Source organism: Acinetobacter sp. AB03 (genome assembly GCF_058107045.1).
Genome location: NZ_JBUEBA010000002.1, coordinates 627,691 through 632,106 on the forward strand (window position 1 = coordinate 627,691; position 4,416 = coordinate 632,106).

The window sequence follows — 4,416 nt, forward strand, 5'->3', positions numbered from 1 at the left end:
CGGTTTGATGTAGCCAAAGGCTCTCACCACCTGAGCCATGGTCGTATCCATACCTGCACGCATGTCCATGGGCTGAGTAGACAACCAGATTTCATCAATGCGGATCATGTTGCAAGTGCCTTGAGTAATTCTGCCAAGGCAGGTATTTCTGATGTCTGCCATTTTAGCTGAATATCATTATTCGTATGAGGCACGGTGATACACAACGTGATCCTCTCATCAATAGGTTGGCTGATTGCAGCAGTGTAAGGCAAAGCAATAAATGCTGGATTCACATGAGTAGGATCCTGCACGGCACCCTCATGATGGCTGAAGATCCTGATCCAACGACTGACAAGGTTGGCATTAATACTATGTTGCAGTGCGACCGAAGCGATCGAGGTATTAGGATTTTTGCAGGCATTGACAATACTGAGTTTGAATTCTTTGCTGTATTTTCGGCGTTTTTTAGCAACAGGAGGTGTTGCTGAATATATATCCATGTTCATGGATTAAGTCCCCACTTGTTTTTAGGTGGGAACTAAATTAAGGCTTATAGGATCGCTTGGTAAGGCTGTGTTAGCCGGATGCTTACAAAAAGGTATACGAAGTGGTTTTTTATACTTTGGGGACTCATTGGGTATTAGTAGCAACATACGTTACTCTAAGCGTAATTTTTTAGCAGATAATATTTGGTATGGTATTCAACGCAAAGACAGTGAATATGAATTTGGTATAGCTACTTGGCGCAAGCAATGGCAGTGGAAAGGTTTTACTCCCAAGTTAAATTATAGATATCAAAAAATTGACAGCAATTTACCACTTTATGAGCGTAATAACGGCACATGGTTTATCACAATAGATAAAAAAATTTAAGAATAAAGGCTCTCACTCTCAGTTAGAGCCTTTTATTATTTAACATAAAAACTCTTATGCGAAATTCAGTTGTAAGCCCAAAATAGAAATGTCCGGTTTATCGATTGCTCGACCTAAGATCTCAGAACATAAGAATTTGATGATCACCCTGGTTCTCAAAACTCGATACTTTATTGAAAAGTTCTATCGAGGCTTATAAGTCCCTGAAACAAAAAAATGCCTGAAGTTCAGGCATTTTTTACATCATCAATATCTACTAAAAAGCTTACAACAATCAAAAAACGAGAGTTTTATTCTTGTGAATACGACTTAACTTTTTCAAAAATTGGATAGAAATCTAATCCCTCATCTTTCATCGTAGAAATCAACGCAACGATTACAGCAATATGTGTAGGAACCACACCTTGTTTACTGTAATTCGTAATCGAATTAGGTTTCATATCCAATAAGGCAGCAAATTCCTTAATTGAAAGCCCTGCTTTACCGACAAGACGTTGAAATTCAGTATATGGCATTTAATTAAATTTATAGAAATGGTGTTTTGAGATTATAGCATAGGGTTATACTTACATAAAAACACATAAAATTATGTGGTAAACACATATTTTTATGTGTTATAAATAGCTTATCAACTAACCTATTTATCCTTACTATCGGAGAAATATAATATGTACTCATACCCGGATTCAAACACTGAAAAGAAAATTGCTCTCATGATCATCAATGACTTTTTCATTCAAAAAGCCCATGAACTGTGGATTTTTTTACAACTCGATCAGTGCTTTAATGATTATGAAGCCACACTGATTTGGACTCGACGTTATTTAGAGAAGCATCCTGAGTGTGTGTACAGCGATATTCAAAAAGCCTTTGTTTCTTGTTTCCCAGAACACTTCTTCAGCTTTGACTGTTAATTTATGAGAGGCACGGTAAAAAATCGAAATGAACCGTACCGGGTTTGTCGGAGACTTTTTTATTTAAGTTAGGCCACCTGACCTAACGGGTTAATCTTATCATAGTACATTGCTTCTTTGGTGGAAGCCAAAATGCATTGCATCAAATTATTGGGGGATAAACTGAGTGCAAGGAACTTTCAAAGCCAGGTCAATGAGATTCATGCCCGTGTAGCAGTATTAAATAAATTTATGGAATTAGGCCAACCTCATACCCAAGTTATCACTTAAATTTGAAGTGATATGGGGAACCTTAATTTTTAAATCTTTGTGCAACAAGGCCTATTGAATCCGAAAAAGATAATAACTAGGCTTATAGATAATTTGATTTTTTAAATTTCCACAGTGGAAATTTAAAAATATTTTTTTTATTTTTTTATTATGCTAATATAAATTTAATTTTTATATATATTACCCATGACAATATACGTAATCGCAAATCAAAAAGGTGGTGTTGGAAAGACAACGCTATCAACCAACTTAGCTGTTGCTCTGAGTAAAAAAGGCAAGACGACTCTTGTAGATGGAGATGATCAACAATCCTCTATAAAATGGAGTAAACGTAGACTACAAGATTCTATTACAACCATTGCTCTTAAAGATAATTTAAAAGAAGAATTACAACAATTAAAACAAAATAATAAATATATTGTATTGGATGTTGCAGGGCGTGATTCAGCTGAATTTCGTTCAGCATTATTAACAGCAGATGTTCTTATTATTCCAACACAACCTAGTCAAACAGATATTGAAGTACTACCTTTTGTTCTAAGATTAGTAAATACAGCAAAACAAGTGAATAAAAATTTAAAAACATTTGTGGTGTTAAATAAAGCCCCAACTAATAATAAATCTACAGAAATTGATGCTGCTTTAGAGCTATTACAGCAAGTCAAGTCTGTTAAAACACTAAATACAATTTTGCGTGATCGCAAACAATTTCGCGATGCGATGATCGAAGGAAAATCAGTATTAGAAATGGGTAGCAGCAAAGCAAAAGATGAATTAAATGAATTTTTGGTGGAGATCCTGTAATGGCAAAAAAACCATTAATTGTCGATTTTAATGATTCTCTTGAAATGGAGCAGGCATTTATTAATGCAGCAGGAACAGGAAAAGTATCGTTAATATCATCAATTGAAAATAATATTGTTGATGTACCTATAGAACTTATTGACTTCTCAGAGCATCAACCTCGTATTATTACAGATAAAGTTTTACAGGAAGTTGAAATTCTTGCCACGAGTATTGCAACGAATGGACAAATTTACCCTATTGTTGTTATAAAAAAAGAGGAAAGATATGAGCTCGTCGGTGGAGAAAAAAGGTTTAGAGCTGTTCGAGATATATTAAAGCATAAGACGATTCGTGCAATTATTCGAGATGATAAATCCAAGGAAAAAACAGCTTTAATTTCATTGATTGATAACTTACATCGATCGAATCTTAGTGATTTTGAATTAGTCAACGCCATACAAAAACATTGTAATGAGTTTGGATACTCTATACAAAATGTAGAATTTATCACTCAAAAATATCAACTAGATCAATCTAAATACTTTAGATTAATGAGCTTTTATAAACTTCCAGATTATATAAAAGAAGATCTAAAAATAAATCCAAAAGCTATTTCAGGTGCAACTGCACAACAATTGTTAACCGAATTAAATAAACTCGTTTTAAAATTTAATCATCAATTGGTTGAATCTGCCACATTTAATATATGGAAAAAATATCTAAATGAATTTACAGAAACTAATCGTCCATCAAAAAAATTCATTTACGAAATAGAAAAAGCATTAACTGTACAAGAGATAGCTAAAAAGCAAGAACAAAATATCACAAATACGTCTAAAATTAATAAAATGGTACTAAAAGATAAAAATGGTCTTAAATTTGGCTCAATTAAGATTGAAAAAAATCTCAATGGGAAGACAGTCGTAAATATTCGTACTAGTTTAAATGCTGAATTTAATCAAGAAAAAATTGAAAAACTAGAAGCTTTTCTTGCTGATTTAGACGATAAGGTATAAAAAATTATAAATTTCCACAGTGGAAATTTATAATTGAGTATCCAATATGTTATAGATTGATATTGGATACTACCATTTACCATATATATAAGATTAAAAAATGATACATAAGAAAGGTTATCATCAGAAAGGTAGTTGATCTTCAGCTTCTAAACGATTGGTATAGCGAATAGAAAGATATTGCACACCCACCCCTGTCGGAATGATGAATCACATTCTTTGGCATGCCTCGATCGTGCAATGCTTGCTCAAGTGCATCGAGCACCATATCTGTATTCCTCCGTGTAGATACTTTCCATCCAACAATTGCTCGTGAGAACACATCAATAATAAAGGCGGTATAGACCCAGCCTGAATGAGTTTGAATATACGTAAAGTCACTGACCCATAATTGGTCAGGTCGATCAGCACTAAAATTACGTTTCACTAAATCATCTGCTCGTTTTTGATCATCTCGGTTGCGGGTAGTTTGTTTGTTCTTACCACGCCAAACACCTTGTATATCTAGCTTCTGCATCAATCGAGCAACTGTACAACGTGCAATAACATAGCCTTCACGTTTCAATTTTTGCCAA

The 4,416-nt window shown here is 33.9% G+C and carries 6 protein-coding genes and 2 pseudogenes; 5 read left to right on the plus strand and 3 right to left on the minus strand.

Translation table 11 applies throughout. The features are described 5' to 3' along the window. Positions 1 to 104: 104 nt before the first annotated feature. Positions 105 to 488: a transposase gene (locus tag ACY3FQ_RS03405; protein WP_001055585.1), complete on the minus strand. Its 384-nt coding sequence runs from the start codon at positions 486 to 488 to the stop codon at positions 105 to 107. A gap of 25 nt (positions 489 to 513) precedes the next feature. Between ACY3FQ_RS03405 and ACY3FQ_RS03410 the strand changes: the two genes are divergently transcribed. Beyond that, complete coding sequence (locus ACY3FQ_RS03410; RefSeq protein ID WP_489773632.1) at positions 514 to 855, plus strand: surface lipoprotein assembly modifier; 342 nt, start codon at positions 514 to 516, stop codon at positions 853 to 855. Between the two features lie 290 nt (positions 856 to 1,145). On the opposite strand, the gene ACY3FQ_RS03415 is transcribed toward ACY3FQ_RS03410, so the two are convergent. Further along, positions 1,146 to 1,370, minus strand: a complete 225-nt coding sequence (locus ACY3FQ_RS03415) for a hypothetical protein (protein WP_004758944.1) — start codon at positions 1,368 to 1,370, stop codon at positions 1,146 to 1,148. A gap of 153 nt (positions 1,371 to 1,523) precedes the next feature. Between ACY3FQ_RS03415 and ACY3FQ_RS03420 the strand changes: the two genes are divergently transcribed. The 4 genes and pseudogenes from ACY3FQ_RS03420 to ACY3FQ_RS03435 all read left to right on the plus strand — a co-directional run bounded on the left by ACY3FQ_RS03420 (position 1,524) and on the right by ACY3FQ_RS03435 (position 3,841). Continuing rightward, positions 1,524 to 1,769 (plus strand): hypothetical protein, encoded by a 246-nt coding sequence (locus ACY3FQ_RS03420; RefSeq protein ID WP_489773633.1) that lies wholly within the window; start codon positions 1,524 to 1,526, stop codon positions 1,767 to 1,769. A 114-nt stretch (positions 1,770 to 1,883) separates the two neighbouring features. Next, positions 1,884 to 2,039, plus strand: a pseudogene (locus ACY3FQ_RS03425) (IS5/IS1182 family transposase); the annotation flags it as partial. Positions 2,040 to 2,225: 186 nt separating this feature from the next. Continuing rightward, positions 2,226 to 2,843, plus strand: a complete 618-nt coding sequence (locus ACY3FQ_RS03430; protein ID WP_004758942.1) for an AAA family ATPase — start codon at positions 2,226 to 2,228, stop codon at positions 2,841 to 2,843. Then, positions 2,843 to 3,841 carry a ParB/RepB/Spo0J family partition protein gene (locus ACY3FQ_RS03435; RefSeq protein ID WP_004758941.1) on the plus strand — a complete coding sequence of 333 codons (999 nt, stop codon included), beginning with the start codon at positions 2,843 to 2,845 and terminating at the stop codon, positions 3,839 to 3,841. Before ACY3FQ_RS03430 ends, ACY3FQ_RS03435 begins: the two co-directional genes overlap by 1 nt. A gap of 144 nt (positions 3,842 to 3,985) precedes the next feature. On the opposite strand, the pseudogene ACY3FQ_RS03440 reads toward ACY3FQ_RS03435, so the two are convergent. Then, positions 3,986 to 4,416, minus strand: a pseudogene (locus ACY3FQ_RS03440) (IS3 family transposase); the annotation flags it as partial.

Coding starts and splice junctions, on each gene's coding strand:
- ACY3FQ_RS03405 (WP_001055585.1), bottom strand. CDS start 488: ATGAACATGGATATATATTCAGCAACACCTCCTGTTGCTAAAAAACGC.
- ACY3FQ_RS03420 (WP_489773633.1), top strand. CDS start 1,524: ATGTACTCATACCCGGATTCAAACACTGAAAAGAAAATTGCTCTCATG.
- ACY3FQ_RS03430 (WP_004758942.1), top strand. CDS start 2,226: ATGACAATATACGTAATCGCAAATCAAAAAGGTGGTGTTGGAAAGACA.
- ACY3FQ_RS03435 (WP_004758941.1), top strand. CDS start 2,843: ATGGCAAAAAAACCATTAATTGTCGATTTTAATGATTCTCTTGAAATG.
- ACY3FQ_RS03415 (WP_004758944.1), bottom strand. CDS start 1,370: ATGCCATATACTGAATTTCAACGTCTTGTCGGTAAAGCAGGGCTTTCA.